The following is a 23,743-nucleotide window of genomic DNA, read 5'->3' as shown; positions in this document are numbered from 1 at the left end:
ACTTCGAGGGACATGCTCACGCTCGTCAATAACCTGTTCCGCCACCCAAATAGCAAAGATACTATACACGAATGATTCCGGTACAATGCCTTCACTCCTCGAACGACTCCTCGGCAGTGACACTCCAGACGAGCAAGTCGATTTGGAATCGCGACAGAACAAAGCGGATGAAGCACTCCACGAGGCCGTTGAACGTGGCGGCTATGCCGTTGAAGATTGTGGTGTAACAGGTGTCGCGGTTGTCAACGAAGGGCCTGACGGAGAACCAATCGTCGTGCCGATCGCTCGGTTTTCTCTCGGAGAGGATGTCGAAAATCCCGATCAAAATCTCGTGTGGGACCTCGTCGGCGAAGCTGCACTCGCGATGCAAGCCCCCTTTGACGATGTCTTCGTCCGCCACTATGATATCCAGTTCACGTTTGATGGCGACAAACTCTTCGAGGCAGAGGAGTGTCGGCGCGTTCTCCTAACAGACGAACTCGTCGACCGATATGCAACTGACGCTAGCTTTACGCTCGCGGATCTGCGCGACGCTGTATTCGCTGCAAATGATATTGACGATGAAATTGCACCAGTTGCGTGGGGCGAGTGTACAAACTATAGCCAGACGAACAATGCAGCGATCATCGTTGCCGGGACGACTGCCGCGGCGAGTGCAAGCGCAAGTGCAGCGAGCTGTGCTGGTGCTGGAGCGGCTGGTGGTGCAGGTGGCACGTGCTAACTGGTTGCTTTCTGACTTGCCTGCAGAGCGATTAGGTGCCATAAGCACAACAGATATATGAGGTGTAAACGTTTATGCCACATATAACAGTATGCGTGTAGAGTTACGCCTTCCATTGCCAGACGAACAGATCTTCAGGTATGAAGCGATGGACGATATCCTCGAAATCACGGCTCAAAACCCGACACAAGAATTCTCGAATCGTGAGTTACAAACACTCACCGGATTCGGCGGTCCAAGCGTTTCGAAGGCACTCACACTGCTTGCTGCACTTGGGTTGGTTACACGCCGGGACGTTGGTCGAAAAACCCTCTACCAAATCAACGACGATCATCTGCATGAAGCCGACGACCCATTACTGGGGATCCCGCAATCGATCTTTCGACAACCGCTCAAACGATTCACAGACCGCGTCACCGAGGAACTTTCATCGATCGCTGGCATCGTTTGCTTTGGCAGCGTCGCACGCGGCGAGGCGGATCGCGTCAGCGATATCGATCTGTTCGTGCTAACAGACGACGACAACGAACTCGTAGCCACACGACGAACAATTTCGAAGATTAAATCGGATCTCGAAACACAGGCGATCAACGGGCAGCGATACGAATTCGAAACCTTCGTCGAATCACCAGCCAGTGCCCGCCGACGAGGCGCAGATCTTCGACCGATTTTCCAAGAAGGAATAGAACTCTACACAACAGACATGCTCCAGGACATCAAGCAAGAGATCTTCGGAGGGAATGAATGACGTCGAAAGAAATTGAGAACGCACTCGCTAATGCTGAAGACGCGTTCCAACGCTCACCTGACAATCCAGAAACAGGGTTGGAGTTCGTGACCGATCCAACTATTCTTCAATTGCGGAAGGCCTGTCGGTTGCTCGATGCAGCTCAATTCCTTATCGATCGTAATGGCCACTACACGGTGATCATCGAAGCATCATTCGTTGCAATCGAGCGCTCAATCCAATTCTATGTCGAAGCAAGTGGGAACGATATTCCTGGACAATCGCACACCGAAGTGTACGAGTACGGGGTGCAGGCAGGACTCTTCTCGGAAGATGTTGCAGATCGTCTCGAAGCACTCTGGCAGGAAAACCGATCAGAATCGTACTACCGGACCGGCATCGCTGGTGAGTACCGTGTCCAAACGATCTATCAACTGGCGACGAAACTTCATGAGGAAGTCGTCAATCTCACTCGAACTACGGATTGTCTGTGTAGCGACTGATCAAAAGCACCGTCAATCAAAGCAAAAATCCCTCGGCTGGGGAGAGAACCATCCGACAGGGGCAACAAAGAAAGAGAGAACATAGCAGTTCGATAGAATGTTACCCGAACGACGCCAAACTGGACTCGGAATATTGCTCCAGTTCCTGCTCAATATCAGATTCACGCCACCCAAGCGGTGACAATACACTCGCTACCGCACGAATCAACAACTCCCGGTAAAATCCAGTATCATACTCGTCTAATTCCTCGCTCGCTAACATCACTCGCTCCCGTGAGTGCTTCGAATCATCAACCACCACATACCAGACACTCTGATCAGACGGCCCCGTCAACCCCAAATCAGCCGCTCGCTCCAACGCCGTCACACTCCGCGTTGACTGCGTGTAGTCCTCCCGCTTCTTCGAGACACGATTCGTGATCACCAACTCATTCGGATCGACCGCCCCGCGCTCAAGCCGATCAACCCACAACCGCAATTCCTCACAAACCGCCTCTGGATCACGGTACGCATCGACCGCTCGAATCAACGCTTTCTGTGCCTCGTCGATATACGCAGGCGTACTTCGCTGGCGACACTCGATGCCCCGATACTTGTACTCATCTTCACCAGCCACCTTTCCGAAGTACTTCGTTAACGTACCAGCGTCCGAATCACGTAACGGCATAAACGCAATCCAGTCGTAGTGGGCGTCATGCTCAAGCCGAATCTCCACCTCTTCAGAAATCTCCGATACAAGCGCACACAGTGACATCTGCTCCTCGCCTTCGATCGGCGTCACCCACACGCTATCGACAATGCCATGGACAATCCCTGATGATCTGTCTCGTGAAGGAGCGTGGCGACGTTGAATTTGAGACCAGAATATAACGCTGGCACCGACGCGAGTCCAGCTATTCAGACCCATAATCGGTGAGTCGAAGCTTTCCCTCGACTTCGTACACATGACCCTTATTGTACAGCCGTTCGATGATATCTTCGGCAGTAGGTCGCTCGAGATCTTCTTTCTCAGCCAGAACAGCATAGGCTTGCTCGTAGGTGAGTTCACCACCAGGTTGGATTGTGCTCGCGAGTGCATCAAGCGCGTCTTGCGCAAGCGGTGTGAGTGACGACGTCTCGTTTGGACCCATTCGTACGACCAAATTCGAGGACGCGATAAGTAAACCCTCGGACAGAGTCTCTTCGTGACACTACTTAGCTCATTATGACAAGGGGAAAAAGCAGACAACATGGGTACATGGGTTGGGATGAGCACAAGAACCCACGTCACCTGCTGGGTTGCGCTGACTGCAGTCTACGCTTCGTACCCGACGGATAAAGAGTTCAGCCAACCAGAGCGGAAGTGAAACTGAAGACACGAGAGGATTCGCGGTCCCAGCGTTTCTCGCCACCAACGCCAAGGCGAACGCTCTTGGGTTAGTATATAATACTAACCACCAATGCCCAACACAATCAAACGGTTCGGCGATGGGCTTGCTCTCCAAAATCATCAAGAGTGCTCAAGCAGCGGAACTCGTTGAGAATCTCGAGGGATAGGGGACGTCCCCCACCATGTCCGCATAATTTAGCCGCGATAGCGTCAGACGTTCTCACTGACACTGGGTTCTCACTAGAACCATTCAATTCTATTTTGATCTTTCGCTAGTACGGGTTTGATTGAACGACTACTATGTTAGTTCTTTGCCTATTCTAGTACTCTTGCCGACTCCAGTTGAAGAGGTGGTTCTCTCACGAGGGAATTTATCCGGACATGGTGGGGGGCGGGGGTATATAGAGAACCGAGTATGCGGACACATATGAAAGTGTTCTCAAAGAGGAGTGGATACCCGAGAAACTTCCCGAGCGGGAAGGTGAACTCGAAGAAATCAGGAACGCTCTCGCTCCTGCAACAAGAGGGGTTAACGCTCACAACCTGTTCCTGTATGGAAAAACTGGTCAAGGAAAGACCGTCGCTATCGATCACGAGATCAATCTGCTTCAGGAGTACGCTGAGAACCAAGATGATCTCAACCTAAGCGTTACCAAGACCAGCGCAAACAACCAAACGACGAGTTACCAGCTTTGTGCTCATCTCATTAAGGAAATCCGCGGTGGTACAAAGAAACCGAGTGGCATCGACCAGCAGTCGATGTTTGATCTCCTGTACGATGAAATCAGCGAGCTTGAGGATACAATCATTATCGTTATCGATGAGATTGATACAATCAGTAGTAATGACGAACTCCTTTACGAGCTTCCGAGAGCACGAAAGAACGGGCATATCGAAGATCAATGGGTTAGCGTTATCGGCATTAGCAACAATCTCCAGTTCCGTGATAACCTGTCGCCAAAGGTCAAGGATTCGCTGTACGACTCGGAAATCGAATTCGCCCCATACGATGCGACCCAGCTAACGTCGATTCTTGAGCGACGTGCAGATCGAGCATTCGTTGAGGGTGTGCTTGAAGATGATGTCATTCCACTCTGTTCGGCCTTTGCTGCTCAGGACGAGGGAAGTGCCCGCCAAGCCATTCGTCTTCTGTATAAATCGGGCGAAATAGCCCTCAACCACGACGATGAACTGGTCTGTGAATTTCACGTACGCGAGGCTCGCGACATTCTCGAACGCAAACGTATCGAGGAAGGGATGCGCAGTTTGACGACACAGGATCAGTTCGCTCTCTTGTCGGTTGTTTCGCTTGCGATTGATGAAGAGACCCCAGCTCGGACTCGACAGGTGTACCAGAAGTACAAATCAATCGTTGACCGTCTTGATGGGAATCAGCTTGTCGAACGTTGTGTACGCGACCATCTCCAAAGTCTCGGGATGCAAGGATTCCTTCTTGCAACAACTCGGAATACCGGGATTCAAGGTGGGTCGCACTATCGATTCGAGTTGAAAACCGACCTAGAAGCAACACTCGATATCCTTGCCGAGGACAATCGTATTGACTCCGTCGTCGAAGACCTGGTCAGCGTTGCGACGGCGAAAAATTTGGTCTAGTGTTCTTTCGTCGGTTCGTAGTCGAATTTTGAGCCCAGACGATATCGCGTCGCTAATTTAGCTCAGATGGGACTGATGGGTGTCTTTAATCTTAAGGTTAAAATTAATGGTGTGATTGTTCCCCGATCTCTTGCTCTGCTATCGCTCGTTCGAAACGCTCCTAGATGTCTGCATTGTTACAAACTTCCAACGCTGATTCAGAGTCAAAGCTATTGTATCAAACTTAACCTTAATCTTAAGGTTAGCATCGTATCTCGACTTCTCGTATAACAGGTTTACTTCCTGTTTTTTCGGCGGATCACCCCCCACCGAGTCCGCATAAATTCGAGACCAGGAGAGATCATCGAATCCATGCTTTCCGTGGTGTCTGAGGTTCCATGTCCAATGCTGCGGCAGAGCTATACGCTTTCCGCGGAAAGTGGAAAGTATGGCAGCGACCAAACGTGATACCCATCCGATCGCCACGATGCTCGCGATTTCGGATGTGCTCACGCATCCGCGACTAGCCCAACTATACACGCGTGTCCGGGAACGTGATACCGCGACTGTCGATGAACTTGCAGCCGGTCTCGACAACTCGTCGACGACGATCTACGAAGATGTAAACTGGCTTACCGATATGGGTCTGCTCGAACGCGTGACTGAGACACAGCCCCACCGATATCGAGCGCCGCATCTCTTGATCACTGTTGAGGTTGACGAGGGCTCTTACGAGATCACTCCGACTTTGATTGCCGCTCTTGCCCGGTGTACGGACAATCAGAATCTCGAACTCTACCGCGATCGTCATGGAACCGCGGGACTCGCAATCGCGACCGAGTATGCACGTGCATATGTCAAAGGAAAGATGACGTCGCGAATTATGGCCCGTGAGTTAGATCTCTCCGTGCTTGAGGCCGAAACCATTCTTCAAGAACTCCGTGAGATCATTGTCGATGTAGAACCGGACGCTCAGGACGATCTCGACCTTGATGCAATCGACGCACAGGTGGATCTCGACGACGAGGATCTCTCCGAGCACTCCAAATAATGCCGCTCTCAATTATCCCAGACACTGAAGATCATATCGCCGACACCAATCTCTTCATTGCCTTCGGTCGCCCTGAGTCTGGTCGATTCGCGCTCTTGGAACGCATTGCTCAGGAACACGATATCGTGTTCACGATTCCACAACGAGTGTATGAAGAGCTGAGTGGTGGGCCAAATGGATATGCGACAGCAGGCGAGCCAATCGATTTAGCACTTGACCGTGGCTGGGCCACGTTCGCAGATGAGCTTGCCTATGCGAATCCGGTCGTTTCGAACACGATGGATATTGTGCAGCGCTATATTGCCACTGCAACTGAACAAGACGCCGATACGGTCGAAAAAGCTGACTCTGCAATCGGCGGCGTCGCAGCACAGCTACTTGACCAAAATAAAGCTGAGTCTGTTACCGTCTATACCGCCGATAAAGCTGCTCGTCGTGGGATTGAAGTAGCACTCACAAAGCATGGGTACGGTGACCGAGTCAAGACCGTCGATACATTCGCGCTTCAGCGTGAAGCACATGAGAGATACGAATCTCCATGACAATTTATCTTCGAACAATCTCCTTATCTTAGAGTTAAAATTAACTTGGCTAGCTAATCAGTGTTCTCTCTAAGATGGTCAACCTTCTCTGACTCCTCCTCTCACACCACATTCCAAAGATCAAACTTCATCCAACGTCCATGAACTGCGAAAAATGTGTTAGACTTAACCTTAAGATTAATATTCTCTATCGATTTCCCACTTCCGCATCGCGCGTTCGAACGTTTCCGGATGACGACGAGCTAACTTCTTTAGGTGTTCGCGGAATGACTCGGCCACATTGAATTCGATGTTGTCGTCGCTCTGGAGTTCTTTGTAGAATCGGTGCATCGGCTCGTCGACCGAGAACCCAACGGTCTGTTCTTTCGGTCCCTCCCCGAGTTTGTTCAGATACTCGTCCGCGTCGAATTCGCTTTTCGACGTCTCCTCGTTTGTCTCCCCATCCGATTCCGCTGCATCCATCGCATCGTTCAGTGGATTACTCATTGTTAATCTTAATCTTACCTTTAAGCTTAAGTGTATTGCTCAAGTGTCGAGTCGTCAATCTCTACGGTTTCGATGTCATCGAACTGCCGTGCACCAGCACGGAATGCGTGGTAACACTGTTGCCGAATCGAGCGGGGAGTCCCGTCACTTCGATCGACAATCTCGTCAATTGCGCTTGCACTGTAGGGATCAGATGAATAGCCATCACTGTACTCCTCTTCGCGTGCGAACGCGAGCCACCGTCCGATCAGTTCATCAGTCTCGGCAAAGTCGAAGCGTTCCAGCGATCGATCCTTCGCGACGAGACGAGAGGTAAGTGTCTCGCGAAGTTCGTCGATTCGCTCACTTGCTACCGGTGTGCCGAACAGGAACAACAGGAAGACTGGTTCTTCATCACCGAGGTCACCGACACTCTGCAACGCGGCGAGTAGTTGTTCGAACGTCCGTGTGTTGCGTGCTGCGTCCTCAAGCTGATCCACTTGGATGATGCAGGCGATATCCTGTTCTTCGAGCTGAGTTGCTACGTTTTCGACGATCTGTCGAACTTCATCGGTCGGATGCGGATAGTTATCCGGTATCTCCAGGTTCTCATACTGGGATAGTTCGTCTAGTAGTCGCGTGTAGAATCGTCGTGTTGTGATAGACTCGACTTCCCGAATCCGTGCAATGTGGAACTCTTCGCTTCGGGGGCCGTTTGCGAGTGCGTCATAGACGAGATCGCGAAAGTGGGTCTTCCCTGCACCGCGCCGGTCGATGATCGAGACGTGTCCTGCTCGATTTAGAATATGTGAGGCAACCTCGTTTAGTAAGTCATCGTTCACACGGACGGCAACCTCAGAATTTGGTAGCGTCTCTGCTGTGAAGGGAATTCGATCTGGTTTGATTCCTAGCTGTTTTGCATAGCGCTTTTGCACGCTTTCAGTGTCGTCAAGTGCTTGTGTGAATTGGTCCGTTCCCATACATCGACACTGGAGTGTATAACCTTAAATCTAATCTTAAGATTAATCTGCTGGTTGAGTTGGGAAGTGGCACTGAGCCGTTTTCCTCAACTACTAATCCCAGAGCTAAGCGTCTTCACTGCAACTCTGGATAACCGACAACCCACTGCCACACTGCTTAATTTTAATTCTAATCTTAAGAGTTGTGCCTTGTTCTGGTTGAGTAGTGATGAGTCCTAGAAGGACATTAAGATTAGAATTAACCTTAAACACCCGTAAAACAGCAGATAACGCTTTAGCGCTGAATAATCCGTAGAGATACTCTACATGAATCGATATTTGCCCATGGTGAGTTGCTACGGATATTGGTTGTCTACGTCTGACTTAAGCCATCCATAGGTTCGATCGGGAAATCGTTAACAGTCGTCTTTGGGGCGGCGAGCCTCTTTCAACTTCACTTTTAAATCCGTCGAGTAGTCCAACTCGAACTCGTCGCTCGCATCGACTTTGACATTCATTTTGAAATCCACATCTAGCTTCCGAACGGCACAGACCTGACTTCGAATCTCTCCTTCCGGGTGTGCGGAACTCTGAACTTCGACATACGCATCTTTTTCCCAGAACTTGCGAGTCACGTCTCCGAGGGCTTTCACCTGTGCTAAGTCGTCCATTGTGATGGAACCGACGATGACCGCACCGGTTCCGTCAAGGGCTTTCGACTGCTCCGATGCGGATTGCATTAGATCGACGACGATCGGGCCGTTTTCCCCTTTCGAACCGAGAGAGAGCTTGACACCGTTGAGCGTCTGCTTTAGATTGTGGAATACCAGCGCGTAATCTATTCGCTTTTGTTCCCAGCGCGGAACGAAAGCGGCAATCCCTTTCCCGGGGGATTTTACCGGTGGAACCACCTCTTTGCCGGTCATGAGACCCGTACTGAAGAGTGTGGAGGTGGGCATTTTCGACCGCTTCGCCGTTGTCGTCGAGCCGACGCCGAGACCTGCGAGGGCGGTGGTAGCGGTTCCGACCAATTGGAGCGTTTGTCGCTTTTTTGAATCAACCATGCTCATTCATATATTGGATGATTTAACGTAAATAGATTGCCAAAAATAATAGTAAAATTATAAAAAGATTAGTATATATTAAAATCTATACCAAATCGTGTGTACTGATTTGTAAATTGATTTTACGAACACGATAGTGCTGGCTGCCGTCATCGCTGTGCGAGCCGCCTCGATTTGCCCGCGATCACTCACCTGAATGCGTCGAACCTTCACGAAGCGGTTCACTCGACCCACTCCGGTTCGGATTTCCGCCCTCTCCTTCGACGATAGTTCCGTTTTCGAGTCGAACAAGACGGTCGAACTGTGAACTCAATTGTGTATCGTGACTAATCGTTACGAGCGAAGTTTCCGTCGTCGCTTGGAGGGTAAAGAGAACTTCGAGAACTCGATCAGTCGTTTTCGGGTCGAGTTGCCCCGTTGGTTCGTCGGCGAGAATTACTGCGGGTCGGTTTGCGAGCGCGCGCGCTATCGCTACGCGTTGCTTTTCCCCTCCGCTGAGCGTCGCTGGATACTGGTCGCGGAGGTCGCCGATCGCCAATCGGTCGAACAGCGATTTGAGCCACTCCTCGTCACGGTCGCCGGTATGATCTTGGGGGAGTGCCGCGTTTTCCCACGCGGTGAGGTCAGCAATGAGCTGGAAATCTTGAAAAATAAAGCCGATCGCTTCGCGTCGGAGGCGGGCCCGCGCCCGTTCTTTGAGCTTCGACGTGTTGTCACCTTGCACGAAGACCGTGCCGGACGACGGCGAATCGAGGAGTCCGAGCACATTGAACAGGGTCGTCTTCCCGGCACCGCTCGGCCCTTGGACGAGCAAGCGGGTATCCGTTTGAATCGAAAGAGAAACGTCCGCGAGGATTTCCGTACCGCCGCGCATCACGCTGACCGAGTCGACTTCGAGTACTGGTTCGGCCACAGTTATGAATATTTTAGACCGGGCATAAAATTATTTTCTACATATTGAACTTATCAATCGGGTGCCGGGCTTCGAGTGAGAAACGGAATCGTGGCGACGATAGCGCTCACGCTCGCCAGCACGAATGCGCTCGCCCCTGTCAGCGCGAAGACGAACGGCGACGGAGAGACGGACAACTGGATGCCGAACAGAATCAGCAGATCGGTCGCTTCGAGGAGGTAAATCACGGCTATCGCCGCCCCGAGCGCGCCGAGCGTCGCCGGGATGGAAATCCGACACACGTCGACGAGGACGAGTCGGAGAACTTGCCACCGAGTCGCGCCCGTCGAACGTCGGATTCGAATCGCCCGTCGTCGGGCGTGAACCGCCTGTGCGAACGTCGCCGTCGTACTCCCGACAGTCGCCAACCCCGCCAAGAAGGTCATCACGACGAGCAAGAGCTGAAGGTTACCGAGAACGCTTTGGACGGCCTGTCCAAGCCCGGTTCCCTCTGAGTATTCCCCGTTCTGGGCGAGGACGGAGTAGACGCGCTCGTCGCCCCTGACTGTGTAGCTGGCCGAGTCGAGCGTGTTTCCGTCCGATGTGAGGCGAACGGTGTATTTCCCAGGCGCAACGCGTTCGTTCCGAGATTCGTTTCCGATGCGTACCTCGAACGTCGAAACGTTCGTCGCCGGAACCGTCACGGTTCGGGTTTTCGTCTGTGCGGGTGTGACGACGCTGATACGTCGAGTTATTTCGCGCTCCCACGGGTTCAGCACCGTCACGTCCGCCGTCGGGCGTGCGTAGACGCTCGCACTTTTGGGTCGAACCTCGACCCGCCCGGTCAACTGCCGAGATGCGTCCGTCGCCACGGTGAGTTCGGTCGTGTTGTTCCGCTCGCCTTTCTCGGCCGTCAGCGAGTATGTTCCCGGATTCGATGGAACCCGAACGAGCGCGATGCCGCGCTCGTTCGTGCGAGTCATTTGGTCGCCGAGACGTACCGTAACCCCCGAAACGGCGCGACCGTCCGTATCGGTTACGGGAACCGCCATCCTCGCATCCGACGGTGCCGCCTCGGGAACGCCGGCGAGCGAGAGCGGCGGTTGTCGATAGACGGTGAGACGCCGCGCTCGGGAACCGACACGAAGAATGTGGGTTCCGGGGCGGTTCACCGAGACCGGAATCGTGACGCGCCGCTGTTGATTCGGTTTGAGGGTGAGGACGCGCGACTCCGAGGTGTTGCCGACGCGAACCGTCAGCCGTCTCGTCTGTTCGGCATCTTCGAAGTTTCGAACGTCGAGTTCGACCGGAACCGGTTGTTGTGTCGTCGCAGTCGAGGGGAGTGTCAGCCCAGTCACCGCGATGCCGCCCGGTGATGCGGAACCCGACTCGGAGAAGTTCGGCTGTCCGCCAGCTGTTCGGATGAACTGGACGGTTCCCGGTTTCGTTGAAATGTCGTGGGCAGTCGAGAGCGGCACGACCAACTGGTCGTCGAGTATTCCCGGTGCTCGATACATGCCGACTATCGAAACCCGCGTCATCGAGGGTGTCGTCGCGCCGCCGACCGTGATCGAATCGCCGACCGAAAGGTCGAGTGTCGCCGCAAGGTCGCGGCCGATGACCGCCTCGTACTTCGTCTTCGGTTGTCGGCCCCGAACCAGCGACGCGTCGGAGACGGCTGCAAACGACCGATACTCCGCCCCTCGTGCGAGAAACGGTTGACCGTTTCGAACCTGCACGACGAGTATCTCCGGACTCGCGGTCAGCCCTTGCGAACGGAGCACGGACGCGTACTGTGCGTCGATGCGACTCGCCATCGGATACGATGCTTCGGGTTCGGAGACGGTTCCGCTGGACGTGCTCGCCAACGGTGCGACTGCACCGAGCAACGAACCGGAAAGGAGGATGACGAGGGCGAAGATGGTGAGCGTCGTGGTCGCGGGAACGATGGAACGCCAGTTCAGGAGTTCGGTCGTCAACACGGCGCGGATACGACCGACGCGAGTAGTACTTGCCGACGCTCGCTCCGTTTTGCTCTCGACGGTCGTTAGATTCCCCGGCGGAACTCTCACCGTCGGCCACGCGGCCGCCACGCCCGCGACCCCGCCGATTGCTACGAATCCCGCGAGTATCGGAACCAAAAGGCGGACGCTCTCGCTCGTCACCGTCGGGTTCAGCGAAATCCGCACGCCGCTGTAGATGACCGCGTTGACCAGAAACCGCGTCACGATGACACCGGCCGCATAGCCGAGCAGGACGCCTGCAAGGGCGATGAGTCCTGCTCGAATCCCGAATAAAGCAAGGATCTGGCGCGGCGTTCCGCCCGTCGAACGGATAATCCGAATCGTCTCCATTCGATTTCGCACGCTCATCTTCGTCACGTTGTAGAGGACGATGAGGATGAGAACCGATGCCCCGATAGTTACCATCGACAGGACGCGGACGATTTCCTGAACGCCTGCCAAGAAGTAGAGGAAAAGCGACGGACTCATCGTTCCCGTTCGAGCGTCACGGAGACCATTTCCTCCATCGACTTGGACGACGAACGCACCGTCGGCACCCAACGAGCGAACCGTCGATGGGGTCGAAACGTACCACGAGTGAGGGAAAATCGAATCGGAATTCGTGTACGGAACCACCCGGTGACGCGTGTCCTGCGATGCGCTGTGGAACCGGCGAACGCCCGGCTTCGCGACGGAGCCTTTCAGGGTACCGTCCTCCGGCGGCGGTGGAATCCGCGCCGTTTTCCACGAGACGGAAAGCTCCGAGAGCACCGTCGGCGCTGAGGTGGGCACGCCGACGACCCGACTGTTCGTTCCGTTCTGCGACACGGTAGCGGTCGGGAGGACGATGTCCGACTGCGACGCTGCGCGCTCGGCGGCGGGGTTGGTGTCGTAGTGCGACACCGACATCGAGTTGGTAAACTGGGCCGCCACCCCTGCGGTTTGGGTGCTCGTGGCGAGCAACAGCAACGTCGCTCCGACGAGAAAACCGCTTGTCACGGCGATGATGGCGATGGTGAGTTTGTCGCGGCGCGACCATCGAACCAGCAACAACTGTCGATAGGTTCGACGGTTCGTCACTGTCCGAGTACCCGTTTTCGAAAACCGATATCGGTTCGCCGATTCGGCCCGTTCGAATCAGCCGACTCGGGATACGACCTCACTCCGGCAGGGTCGGACTCGCGGTGGCGTTGACACTGTTGTAGGGGATCGAATAGGGTGATTCGGACGCACTCGGTGAGGGACTGACCGGGGGTGAGCACCGACCGCGATAGCAGTTGCACGACTACAATCAACACGCGTTTCGATTTTAACTTATTGAATTCACAAATATCACAAATGTATATTAAGTGATGGTTCATAGATCAAAGAAATTTAAAAAATTCAATACTAACAGTAGCATACTTTTAAGTTTTAATATTTAAAAAATTTTGTATTATACGCGAGTTTTTTGTGAGAGTACGACCAGTGTCCGAACGAATGCCTTCCAACACCGGTTCTCGCTTGCTCGCTCGACGAACAGTTGGCTCCCTTCCAGCCGATCTGCTGTTCGTTTCTCTCCTTTCTCTGGCCGCTTGTGCGACTGTTTTGCTTCCGGTAACCCGCGGGACGCCGCTACAGTTGTTGTTCGGTTCCCTTCTCGTCTTCGTCCTCCCCGGATACGCTCTCGTCGCCGCGGTGTTCCCACTGCGGACGGGGTCGAACGAGTCGGACAATGCAGAGGCAAAGCACGGTATTGACGGACTCGAACGGGTCGTCCTCTCGATTAGCATCAGTATCGCCGTTGTCGTTTTCGTCGGCATCGCGCTCCACCTAACGGACACGGGCATTCGTCCCGCTCCGATAACGCTCACAACCGGTGGAATTGCGATTGTCGGGTCGGTCGCCGCGGCTATTCGTCGAAAGCGGGTATCCGACGACCGCTGTGTCGATCCATCCTTCGGTGACTGGGTCAGTGCGGCCCGAGCCGAACTCTTCGACACGGAGACGCGTACCGACATGATTTTGAATGTCGGTTTGGTCGTCGTGCTCCTCTTCTCGGTCGTGAGTATCGGCTACGCAGTCGGGGCTCCGAAACAGGGCGATTCCTACACGAAATTCTATCTACTTACCGAGAACGAGTCCGGAACCCTCACCGCAAGCGATTATCCGACCAACTTCAGTCGCGGCGAGTCGAAGCCGATACACGTCGGCGTCAAGAACGTCGAACATCATCCCGTCTCCTACACTATTGTCACGCAACTCCAGCGCGTCTCCGGCGGGAACGCCAGTACGGTGACGGAACGCGACGAACTGTGGCGGGCACAGCGCCCGCTCGACTCCAGTCAGACATGGCGAACGGAACGCTCCATCGACCCGACCATGACCGGCGAGAGACTGCGACTCGTTTTCCTTCTGTACAAGGGGTCGGTTCCGCAATCCCCGACGGTTTCGAACGCCGACGAGGAAACCCACCTCTGGATTTCGGTTTCCGGAACGAACTCGACGGCGAACACCACGGCGCGCCAGCGGGGGTAACATCATGGGGTACCGACGACTGTTGCTCACGCGGTGGTCACGACGGGACTCGTTGGCCATCGTTGTCATTGCGACGACCGTCGCGTTTCTTACCGGAACGACGCTGGTCGTCGGAGCCATGGGGGCACAGACCGCGGCCATCGCCGACGAGTACGACGTGAACGGACAGGCGATCTACTACGAGTCGATGGCGTCAGCACAAGCGTCGAACGGCGACGACGCGCTCGTCGTTCCCGTCGCGGTCGTCACGGAGCCCAATGATACCGACGCCTACGTAGTCGGAGTGCCGTCCGACACTACACGCGAATTTCGGAACCGAACGTCGATTGCGATAGCGTCGCCGCCCCAAAACGGGGTCGCCCTCGAGAGCATCCGAGCACCGACGAACCGAACTCTCGCGGGCACAAACGCTCGCCGAACCGTACAGGTAGTTCCGCAGAATCGGTCGAACGGAATCTTTCCGCCGCACTGGTACACCGCTTCGACCGAAACAGTTGAGCGGTTCGGCGTGACCGGCGCATTCGTCGTCGAACCGCCGTCCTCGTCCAACGGCGGCGGAACGCCCCTTCGCTCCGCATTTTCGTTTTTCGTAATCGGGACGCAGCATGTTCTTTCCGTCCTCCAGATGATGGCCATCGGGGTCGGAATCATCGTCGGTGTGGTCGTGTTCGGTATCACTCGGATGACCGTCCGTGACCGGCTCCGAGCCATCCGGGTCATTCGGTCTACGGGAGGGTCACGACGGAGCCTCGTCCTCCTGTTTGGAGCGCGAACCGGAGCGCTCGCGCTCGTGGGGACGCTTCTCGGCTACGCCGCCGGTGTCATTCTCACGAACGTCGCAGTGAGCATTGGCGTCTCGGCGGGCGTTCCGACGTCGCTCCAGACGCGGGTAACGACTCGACTCGCCAGTGTCCTCCTCCCGATGTACGCGGGCATCGTCGTCATCGGCGTGGTGGCGGGCGTTCTCGCAGTTCGTCCCGCTGTCCAACGGTTACCGGCGCGGGCCGATAGCCTCCCAAACGGGAGAAAATCCGTTCGAATACCGTCTCGAAACAGGGATCTCGGGTCGCTCAGCGTGCTCGACTGGCGGCTTCTCGTCCCAAGTCTTGGAACGCTCGCTGTGTTCGTGACCGCCGTGATTCTGGTTGCCTCGGTCGGCACCGTCGTCGCCACATCGACGACAACAAGCGGAACCACGATTTCCGACCCGAACGCCGCACATCCCATCGCAAGCAAAATTCCGGCAGAGTACGCGAACGTCCTTCGAAAACAGGGGATGAGCGCGAGCCCCGAAATACTCTCGTTTACGGTTCACGAAGGGCAACCGATGCTCGTCCGCGGCGCGGACTACTCGTCGTTCGAGAACGTTTCGGGCGCAACGCTGGAATCGGGTCAACGACCACAGCACGCGGACGAAGCGGTCGTCGGTGCCGACCTCGCACGAACCCTCAACATCGAACTCAATGAGACGCTCACGGTCGGGGGGAGTACGGACACGGCGGTCGCGCGGGTTCGCGTCGTCGGCATGTACTCCGCCACCGGCACCCTCGACGACCAACTCCTCGTTTCGCTCCCGGTCGCACGGCACCTTTCGAGGGTTGAGCAGGGACGGGTACACCTAATTCGAACCGCGAACTCCACCGAACAGTTCGACGCTCGGAACTCGGTCGCCGTTCTTGACGTTACCACTCCTTCGACGGTCACCGCAGACAACACCATGACTGCTCAAATCCACCTCAAAAATTTCGGCACGGGAACCGCAACGCGAACGATACCGATACGGTTTGGAGCGTACTCGGATTCGGTTACGACCTCGGTCAAGGCCAACGAACGCATCACGGTGACGGCGCAGATACCGACCAACCGGACTGGAACGTTCACGCTCAGAGTCGGGTCGTACCGACAACCAGTCTCCGTCGCCGCACGAGATTCCATTGCCGTCCGTGGTGTTCCGAAGCGCGCACCGCCCGGTAGCACGCCGCTTGTCAGAGTGGTCAATGCGACCGGTGCCGCCATCGAAAACGCGAGTGTTTCCGTCGGGAACGAAACGGTTCGAACCGATGGAAACGGACGAGTCCGGGTTCGATTCGCGGCGACTGGGCCGACAACCGTTCAGGTCGAACATGGGAACAAGGAGACGACGCAGGAGGTGCTCGTTTCGGAACAGGCCGATCGAACGCTCTCCTCGCGATTCCGAGTCGAGCCGAAGAACCCCGGTATACTGACGCGCCCAAGCGCCCGTCTCACGCTGTACAATCCGTGGAACGAGACGCTCCAGCGAACTGTCGAACTCGTCGACGGAACCGAAACGCACCGCCGAACTCTCACACTTTCGCCCGGCGCGCGCCGACCGGTAGTCGTCCGACTTGATCGGAAATCACCGGGAAGTCACCAGCTTACGGCGACCGCCGACGGTCGCACATTGGCGCAGACGAAATACGTCGTCTCTGGCGACGAGCGAGTCGTTGCTGCGGTTGCAAGCGGCGGTGCCGAGGGGACGTCGGCGATAGGAACTGCCGTTCGGACGGTGTTCGGTAATCTGTCTCTCCTCGTCGTCGTTGTCCTCTGTCTCGCGGGAGCGATGACCGTCGGCGGTACGACCGCGACGGTCGCGTACGTCGTTCACTCCCATCGACGGAGTATCGGCATCCGCCGAGCCACAGGTGCCTCACACAAGCGCGTTCTTTCCTTGCTCCTCGAAGACGCACTCAAAGTGGGTGTCGTCGCTGTGAGCGGTGCACTCGGTGTCGCGACCCTGGTCGTCGTCGCTCTCTCCCGAAGTGGACAGCTCGTCTTCTACGGCGTTCGGGCCGCGCCGAGCGTGACCGCACCGGTCATCATTGGCGTCGTCGCTGGATGTTTCGGCCTGTTGCTTGTCAGCGTGTTCGTCGTGGCGAAATCGCTCCTGGCGGGTGCTCCCGCACCACTGCTCGTCGAGACGCCAGCACGCGAGCGTCGTGCGGCGTCAGGAGATGATGCCGATGAGTGACCGACGACCGTTAGTCGTCGGCGCGCTCGCTGTCTTCGCCGTCGCGGTCGCAGTGCGGACGCTACCGCTATACTGGACGCCGCTCCCGTACAATCTCGACGGGTTCCACTTCGTTGCGCTCGCACAGGAGACCATCGCACAGGGCCACTTCCCCGCCCGGTCGAAATTGAATCCTGACGAGTACGCGTTCACCACGTTCGTGGCCGCGGCGAGTACGATGACCGGCGTTCGCCCGATCGTCATCGCACAGCCGCTCATCGCGGTCATCGGGGCCGTTCCCTGCCTCGTTGTCGCCGCTATCGCACGACGATTCGCGGAACGACTCGGCTGGACGGGAGCGCACGTCGGACGAACGGCGATTCTCGCCGGGCTCTTCCTCGCAGTCGAGGGAATCTATCTCGGTCGGTCAGTCGCGGTCACCAGCGAAGGACTCGGTTTGCTCTTCGTCGTTTTGCTCGCGCTTGCGTTCCACCGAACGGTCCACACCGCCCGTTTCGGGTGGGCGGGTTTCTCGATACTGCTCGTTGGCCTCCTCCCGATCACGCATAACTTGGCGTCGATGGTCGGCGCGCTGGTTGTAACGGCGATATTCGTCTCGTTCCTCTTTCGTCCGACCGCTCGCGGCGGGGTTCTCGGCGGCGGCATCCTCGTCGGCTTCTGGGCGTATCTCGGAAGCTACTACGCTATCGCCGGACTCAACGAAGTTGGGCGATTGACAGCCCTTCCCGGCCTGTTCGTTGCGTGGGGAATCGTCCTTGTGGCACTGCTCGTCTGGCTTCCGACGACGACGCCAACCATCCAACGCGTCGTCCCAAGCGCGATACTCGTCGGCGGCGCGCTCGTCTTCCTCGCCAACTTGTTCCTCCCGGTATTCCCCGGGACCGCAAGCACGGAACCGCTCGCGGTGGCGCTGACCGCACCGCTGTTGCTTGTCGGATTCGTGGCCGTCTGGGGACTCCCATACGTGACGGGTCGGGAGAGTAGCGTTGCGACCGCGCTCCTGTTCGCTCCTATTGTTCTCGTCGGGTTCGCCTTGAGTGGAAATCCGACCGTCGAGTATCAGGACATCGCCGCTCGCGGACAGATTTATCTGCACCTTTCGGTCGCCATTCTCGCGGCACTGGCGGCCGTGGATATCGGTTTCCGGCGGACGAGTCAGTCGTCCGGCTATCGACGGCTTCGACGTGCCGCTGTGCCCCTCCTGCTCCTCTGTCTCGTCGTCAGCTCGCCGCTCGCGTTTGCGGGGCTTCGCGCCACGCCCGCACAGCCGACGGTGACGCCCGCGGAACTGCAAACCGCGACGTTCACCTCGAACCACGTTCCGGGCCAGTGGGCGAGCGATGGCCACATCGCCATTTTAGCCACGAACTATTACACGGGTACTGATGCTCGATACACGCCGATTTACGAATGGTTGCGGGGTGGAACCGCGCCGCCGAACTGTCCGGTCGTCGCACAGCGGTCGTGGACGACGGTCGGCGCACAACTGTTTCCAGCGTCACCGGCCACGGTCAACGCGACGCAATACGACCGATTGGTCGAACGACGAAACGTCGTTTACACGGTCAGTAGCGACGACCCGCTCGTCCTCGTCTCGGGGAGCACACGGTGCTAACCGCCCGCGGGAAGGAGGCGGGGAAGCAAAAAAAGTAAAACGTTCGCCGACCGGTTTACGCGCTCATCATGTCGGCGAGTCCGTCACCGAGTTCAACGGTCGGTCGATATCCGAGTTGTTTCTGCGCTTTCGTGATGTCGGCACCGCTGTGTTCGATGTCCCCGTCTCGCGGTTCCGTGTGCGTTATGTCCGATGGAGAATCGGACACGTTTCGCACCGTTCGCGCGAGTTCGTCGATGCTGATTCGCGTCCCCGTGCCGATATTGTACGCTTCGCCGACGTGGTCGGTGGTGGCGGCGAGGAGGTTGGCCTGTACGACGTCGTCAACGTGGACGAAATCCCTCGTCTGCGTTCCTTCCCCGTGGACGGTGAGCGGTTCGCCGCGCTGGGATTGATCAAGGAACACACTGATGACGCCGCTGTAGTCGCCCGCGACCTGTCCGGGGCCGTAGACGTTGAAATAACGGAGCGAGACGGTCTCGACACCGTACAGTTCTCGATATCGCTGTGCGTACTGATCGACCGTCAGTTTGCTGATTCCGTACGGTGAGTTGGGGTCTTTCTGCGCACACTCGGGGACTGGTACTGTTTCAGGATCCCCGTAGATGGCGGCGCTCGATGCGAGGACGACCCGCGCGTCGTTGGCGCGGGCCTGTTCGAAGACGTTGAGCGTCCCGTTGACGCTAACACGGTGACACTGCGTCGGGTCTTTGATTGATTCAGCCACGCTCACGACTGCGGCTTCGTGAAAGATAATGTCGACACCGTCGGTAGCCGATTTAACCGTTTCGGGGTCGCACACATCTCCTTCGTACAGTTCCGTGCCTTCGGGGACGTTACTCACGGTGCCACTGGAAAGGTTGTCGAGGATGCGGACGCGGTTGGAATCAGCAAGGCGCTCTGCGATGTGACTTCCGATAAAACCTGCGCCACCGGTCACTAGAATATCATGTCCCGCGATATTATTTTTAACCACAATTAAATATGTACTAAGTACCTATATGAGAATTTTTGAAGCAGGAGGACATGTGATATATTTACAGTAAATTATATTTTATATTAAAACGCTAAAAAAATACTTATTCCTACAAATTATAGAATTATCTGTGATGAATAGAATTTCACAGTAAATACGCAGGTCTATTCAGCGATAAATCACAAGGATAAATGATTGCAAATTCGCTCACCCCCCCGTCAAGCGAGTACGGAGTCCCTCACTATGGAGAAAAACTACGAAGAAACAACAGTTGAACGCAAATCCACCGCAAACATCGGACTCGAGTTCGACCTCGATTACGAAAAGCCGGGAATCGGTGTAATAGCGACTGAAAACAACAGTGACGAGATTGTCCGTGTGATTCTCCGAGCCTATCAGCATGGGTGCCAAGTGCTGGTAGTATCCATGGACAATTCGAGTATCGAGTCGGTCCGGTTGGCACGCCGACTCGGGGCGATCATCGTCACCGACACAGCACTAACCTCGGACGAGGAATCGCTACGGAACACGTTACAAAGGGCCGCCGAAGCGAACTCGCTTCCCGGCCTGATATATCACTCTCGCGTCGACCGACGTATCGACTTCAAGCGAAGTCTCTCTCACGCCGAGGAGGATTCCCTTGTCGATTCCGTTACCGAATTCGACGCAAACGAGGAACCTTCCAACGTTGTCGTCGGTATCCCAGCGTACAACGAGATGAACACCGTCAGTAGCGTCGTCGCCGAATCGTCGGTTTACGCAAGTGAGGTGGTCGTCGTAGACGACGGCAGTTCGGACGACACCGCCGACGCGGCGCGCCGCGCGGGCGCCACCGTCGTCCAACACGAAACGAATCGGGGATACGGTGCCGCCCTCAAGACGGCGTTCGCTGAGGCCGACAAGCGACGCGCGGATCACCTCGTCATTCTCGACGCTGACGGCCAACACGACACTACGGATATCCGACGACTGGTGGAAACCCAACAGGAGACGGACGCAGACGTCGTTATCGGAAGTCGATTCGACGGTGGTTCCAAGACTGAGATGCCGCTTTACCGTCGATTCGGGCTGAGCGTCGTCAACTTTCTTACGAACCTCAGTATGGGTGTCGTTCGACCCCGTTCGCGCATTCATGACACACAGAGTGGATTTCGAGCCTACAGCGACCGAGCGATTCGAACGCTCGCGCACGACGACGCAATCGGTAATCGCATGGATGCGAGTACGGATGTCCTCTATCACTGCTACCACCACGACTACTCGTTCGAGGAAATCGGAACGACGATCGACTACGATGTGGAAGACGCCAGCAGTCACAATCCAGTCTCTCACGGACTGATACTGGTTCGGAACATCCTCAAGACGGTCGAGCGAGAACGACCGATCATGTCACTCGGCGTCCCGGGCTTTTTCTGTTCTTTCGTCGGGCTCGGATTCGGCTATTGGACGTTCTCCAACTACCTGCAGTCGGGGACGTTCCCCCTCGGACTCGCCATCGTATCCGCGTTCACGCTACTTGCAGGCATTTTGTCCTGCTTCACCGCAATTATCCTGCACGCGCTGAACAGCACACTGCAAAACCATTAGATCCTCCGAAATCATGACCACAGATATCACTGTCACCGACGCGCTGTACGCACGCTATGAGACGCTTGCGACGGAACTAGACGGGTTCGACTCCGCGGACGACCTCATCGAGTACGTACTCTCTGCGTCCGCGACCGAACTCGAACGAACTACCGACGCCGAAACTGCCGACGAGGTGGACGACGAAGCTGTTCACGACCGTCTCAAACAATTGGGATACGTCGAATGAGTCGCACTGTCTACACCGTCGGTCTCGACGGTGCACCGCCGTCCCTCGTTGACCGGGGGATTCGGGAGGGAAGGTTGCCGACGCTCGCGCAGATTCGTGACGGCGGTATCGAAGGAACCACACGCTCCACTCGTCCGCCGTTGTCGATGATGGCTTGGAGCACGTTTGCGACCGGAAAGAGTCCGGGTAACCATGGCATCTACAACTTCATTCTGAAAAACGCCGACGGGTACGATGTCGAGTTTGCGGATTCGAAACATCTCCGTGAGAACTCCATTCCGGTGTGGGAGTATCTCGACGCGAACGGCTACCCGACGGGCGTAATGAACGTCATGCCCGGCTATCCGCCGTCGGAAACGGACGGCTTTCATCTTTCCGACCACATCACGACACCGCCGGGCGCGTGTCACACATACCCGAACACGATAGAATCCGAAATCGATTCGCTCGTCGACGAGTACGAAGTCGGGCCGCTGACCGGCTACGGGCCTGGAGACGGGGCCGATTCCCTCGACGCCTACGTCGAGGATTTCTTTCACATCGAGGAGAACAGGGTTGCGGTCGTCAAACACCTTATCGAAGAACACCCTGCGAGGGCGATGTTCCTCGTCTTCAGCGGACCGGACATCTTTCTCCACGAGGTCGGTCACCTCCTCGATTCGGAACATCCGAAGTACGAGCATCGACTTGCGAACGAGTACGGCGATGCGCCGCTCGACCTGCTATCGCTGTACGACGACTTTCTCGGGTGGCTCGTCGAGACGATGGATGACGACGACGTACTGATGGTTCTGTCCGACCACGGCCACGGGCCGGTGTACAAAGCGGTGAATCTGAACTCGTGGCTGTATCAAAACGACTACCTCAGCCTCGAATCCGGGGCGTTGACGCGGCTCAAAACGTTCGGCTACAACTATCTCTTCGACGCCGTTGAAACGGCGCTCAAGAAGACCAACCTGTACGACCATCTCAAACTGATGGTCGCACGGTCAAGCGGCGAGGAGAGCGACTTCGACATGGCAGGGTTGCTCACCATCTCGCAAGGTGACATCGACTGGTCGGAGACAACCGCGTTTACGGTCGCTGGAGACGGACAACTGTTCATTAACGGAAGTCGAAATGGCTCGGACGGCGTCGTTCCGGCGTCAAAGTACGACTCGTTCCGCGACGAACTTCGAACAGCGCTTCTCGGAATGGCCGACCCGGCGACCGGGGATACCATCCTTGAAGCGGTTCTTCCCGGTGAAGACGTGTACGAGGGCAGATACACGGAGACACGACCCGACCTCGTCTGTATTCCGAAGCCGACCTATCGGCTGAAGTTCCCGCAGACGATGAAGACGAATCAGTTCCTCGTCAAGCCGCAAAAGTGGGCCAGCCACACGTCGGAGTCGGAGATGGATGGGATTTTCTACATGTGGGGCGACGACGTCGAACCGCAATCCGACGTGCAGGTTCGTCTCGCCGATTACGCGCCGACGACGATGCATCTCCTCGGCTCGCCGGTTCCGACCGCAATGGACGGGGACGTTCGAACCGACCTCCTCGCCAATTCGCGGTCGCCGGATTTGGCATCCTACGACGGGAAGGTGCACACGAAGCGTGCCGTCCGATCGGTCACGGACGGTATCGTCTCTGACTGACTGAAACTTCTATTTTGCCGTCGGTCGGACCGCCAGATTGTCGTCTTCGAATCACTCAGTACAGCGATTCGTACATTTCGCGGTGCTCCTGTGCGATGGTATCCCACGAGAGACGCTCTGCCATCGCCGCAGAGTTGTCGGCCATTCGCGCCCGTTTTTTGTCGTCATCAAGGAGTTGTACGAGCGCGTCGGCCAATGCGCCGACGTCTCCCGGTGGAACGACCAGCCCCGCTTCCGACTCCTCGACGAGCGTTCCGAAATCGCCAGCCGTCGTCGTTACGGCGGGGACGCCGAACGA

General features: G+C 56.2%; 20 protein-coding genes and 1 pseudogene. 12 read left to right on the top strand and 9 right to left on the bottom strand.

All coding sequences use genetic code 11. The annotated features are described in order from the left end of the window. Window positions 1-85 precede the first annotated feature (85 nt). From HL45_RS19050 to HL45_RS19040, 3 genes are all read left to right on the top strand, one after another. The gene (locus HL45_RS19050; RefSeq protein WP_049972800.1) at window positions 86-721 is read left to right on the top strand and encodes a hypothetical protein; all 636 of its coding nucleotides are present in this window, start codon (window positions 86-88) and stop codon (window positions 719-721) included. A gap of 91 nt (window positions 722-812) precedes the next feature. Beyond that, window positions 813-1,469 (top strand): nucleotidyltransferase domain-containing protein, encoded by a 657-nt coding sequence (locus HL45_RS19045; protein ID WP_049972799.1) that lies wholly within the window; start codon window positions 813-815, stop codon window positions 1,467-1,469. Then, the gene (locus tag HL45_RS19040; protein WP_049972798.1) at window positions 1,466-1,951 is read left to right on the top strand and encodes a hypothetical protein; all 486 of its coding nucleotides are present in this window, start codon (window positions 1,466-1,468) and stop codon (window positions 1,949-1,951) included. The genes HL45_RS19045 and HL45_RS19040 overlap by 4 nt, the downstream gene beginning before the upstream one ends. 100 nt (window positions 1,952-2,051) lie before the next feature. Here the strand turns inward: HL45_RS19040 and HL45_RS19035 are convergent, their stop codons facing one another. Both HL45_RS19035 and HL45_RS19030 read right to left on the bottom strand, forming a co-directional pair. Next, window positions 2,052-2,732 (bottom strand): hypothetical protein, encoded by a 681-nt coding sequence (locus HL45_RS19035; RefSeq protein ID WP_049972797.1) that lies wholly within the window; start codon window positions 2,730-2,732, stop codon window positions 2,052-2,054. Window positions 2,733-2,844: 112 nt separating this feature from the next. Then, window positions 2,845-3,081, bottom strand: a complete 237-nt coding sequence (locus HL45_RS19030) for a hypothetical protein (protein ID WP_049972796.1) — start codon at window positions 3,079-3,081, stop codon at window positions 2,845-2,847. A 668-nt stretch (window positions 3,082-3,749) separates the two neighbouring features. Between HL45_RS19030 and HL45_RS19025 the strand changes: the two are divergent. The 3 genes and pseudogenes from HL45_RS19025 to HL45_RS19015 form a co-directional block, all read left to right on the top strand. Further along, window positions 3,750-4,934 (top strand): annotated as a pseudogene (locus HL45_RS19025) (orc1/cdc6 family replication initiation protein); the annotation flags it as partial. A gap of 427 nt (window positions 4,935-5,361) precedes the next feature. After that, window positions 5,362-5,964 carry a DUF7437 domain-containing protein gene (locus HL45_RS19020; RefSeq protein WP_049972794.1) on the top strand — a complete coding sequence of 201 codons (603 nt, stop codon included), beginning with the start codon at window positions 5,362-5,364 and terminating at the stop codon, window positions 5,962-5,964. Then, the gene (locus HL45_RS19015) at window positions 5,964-6,506 is read left to right on the top strand and encodes a hypothetical protein (RefSeq protein WP_049972793.1); all 543 of its coding nucleotides are present in this window, start codon (window positions 5,964-5,966) and stop codon (window positions 6,504-6,506) included. The genes HL45_RS19020 and HL45_RS19015 overlap by 1 nt, the downstream gene beginning before the upstream one ends. 177 nt (window positions 6,507-6,683) lie before the next feature. Here the strand turns inward: HL45_RS19015 and HL45_RS19010 are convergent, their stop codons facing one another. The 5 genes from HL45_RS19010 to HL45_RS18990 all read right to left on the bottom strand — a co-directional run bounded on the left by HL45_RS19010 (window position 6,684) and on the right by HL45_RS18990 (window position 12,969). Beyond that, the gene (locus HL45_RS19010) at window positions 6,684-6,992 is read right to left on the bottom strand and encodes a hypothetical protein (protein WP_049972792.1); all 309 of its coding nucleotides are present in this window, start codon (window positions 6,990-6,992) and stop codon (window positions 6,684-6,686) included. 26 nt (window positions 6,993-7,018) lie between these two features. Beyond that, window positions 7,019-7,951: a hypothetical protein gene (locus HL45_RS19005; RefSeq protein ID WP_049972791.1), complete on the bottom strand. Its 933-nt coding sequence runs from the start codon at window positions 7,949-7,951 to the stop codon at window positions 7,019-7,021. A gap of 395 nt (window positions 7,952-8,346) precedes the next feature. After that, the gene (locus HL45_RS19000; protein ID WP_049972790.1) at window positions 8,347-8,994 is read right to left on the bottom strand and encodes a CHRD domain-containing protein; all 648 of its coding nucleotides are present in this window, start codon (window positions 8,992-8,994) and stop codon (window positions 8,347-8,349) included. Window positions 8,995-9,178: 184 nt separating this feature from the next. Beyond that, window positions 9,179-9,907 carry an ABC transporter ATP-binding protein gene (locus tag HL45_RS18995; protein WP_049972789.1) on the bottom strand — a complete coding sequence of 243 codons (729 nt, stop codon included), beginning with the start codon at window positions 9,905-9,907 and terminating at the stop codon, window positions 9,179-9,181. Window positions 9,908-9,960: 53 nt separating this feature from the next. Next, window positions 9,961-12,969: an ABC transporter permease gene (locus tag HL45_RS18990; RefSeq protein ID WP_049972788.1), complete on the bottom strand. Its 3,009-nt coding sequence runs from the start codon at window positions 12,967-12,969 to the stop codon at window positions 9,961-9,963. Between the two features lie 399 nt (window positions 12,970-13,368). On the opposite strand from HL45_RS18990, the gene HL45_RS18985 reads away from it, so the two are divergent. From HL45_RS18985 to HL45_RS18975, 3 genes are read left to right on the top strand one after another with little or no spacing between them, the layout of a single operon-like run. Beyond that, the gene (locus tag HL45_RS18985) at window positions 13,369-14,406 is read left to right on the top strand and encodes a DUF1616 domain-containing protein (RefSeq protein ID WP_049972787.1); all 1,038 of its coding nucleotides are present in this window, start codon (window positions 13,369-13,371) and stop codon (window positions 14,404-14,406) included. Window positions 14,407-14,410: 4 nt separating this feature from the next. After that, window positions 14,411-17,395 (top strand): FtsX-like permease family protein, encoded by a 2,985-nt coding sequence (locus HL45_RS18980; protein ID WP_049972786.1) that lies wholly within the window; start codon window positions 14,411-14,413, stop codon window positions 17,393-17,395. Beyond that, entirely contained in the window at window positions 17,388-19,010 is a 1,623-nt protein-coding gene (locus tag HL45_RS18975) for a hypothetical protein (protein WP_049972785.1), read from the top strand. Before HL45_RS18980 ends, HL45_RS18975 begins: the two co-directional genes overlap by 8 nt. A gap of 55 nt (window positions 19,011-19,065) precedes the next feature. On the opposite strand, the gene HL45_RS18970 is transcribed toward HL45_RS18975, so the two are convergent. Next, on the bottom strand, window positions 19,066-19,956 hold the full coding sequence (locus HL45_RS18970) for an NAD-dependent epimerase/dehydratase family protein (RefSeq protein WP_368085959.1): 891 nt from the start codon (window positions 19,954-19,956) through the stop codon (window positions 19,066-19,068). A 273-nt stretch (window positions 19,957-20,229) separates the two neighbouring features. Between HL45_RS18970 and HL45_RS18965 the strand changes: the two genes are divergently transcribed. Genes HL45_RS18965 through HL45_RS18955 form a run of 3 tightly spaced genes read left to right on the top strand, consistent with a single transcriptional unit; the run spans window position 20,230 to window position 23,445 of the window. Then, entirely contained in the window at window positions 20,230-21,573 is a 1,344-nt protein-coding gene (locus HL45_RS18965) for a glycosyltransferase family 2 protein (RefSeq protein ID WP_049972783.1), read from the top strand. 13 nt (window positions 21,574-21,586) lie between these two features. Then, entirely contained in the window at window positions 21,587-21,802 is a 216-nt protein-coding gene (locus tag HL45_RS18960; RefSeq protein WP_049972782.1) for a hypothetical protein, read from the top strand. Then, a complete protein-coding gene (locus tag HL45_RS18955; RefSeq protein WP_049972781.1) occupies window positions 21,799-23,445 on the top strand; it encodes an alkaline phosphatase family protein in 1,647 nt (548 codons plus the stop codon). The genes HL45_RS18960 and HL45_RS18955 overlap by 4 nt, the downstream gene beginning before the upstream one ends. A gap of 55 nt (window positions 23,446-23,500) precedes the next feature. Here the strand turns inward: HL45_RS18955 and HL45_RS18950 are convergent. Then, window positions 23,501-23,743: glycosyltransferase (locus HL45_RS18950; protein WP_144240151.1), on the bottom strand; the 243-nt coding region annotated here is incomplete at its 5' end.

Origin of the sequence: Haladaptatus cibarius D43, assembly GCF_000710615.1 — an archaeon.
Lineage (GTDB): Archaea > Halobacteriota > Halobacteria > Halobacteriales > Haladaptataceae > Haladaptatus > Haladaptatus cibarius.
This window is presented reverse-complemented; position numbering and strand designations above follow the sequence as displayed.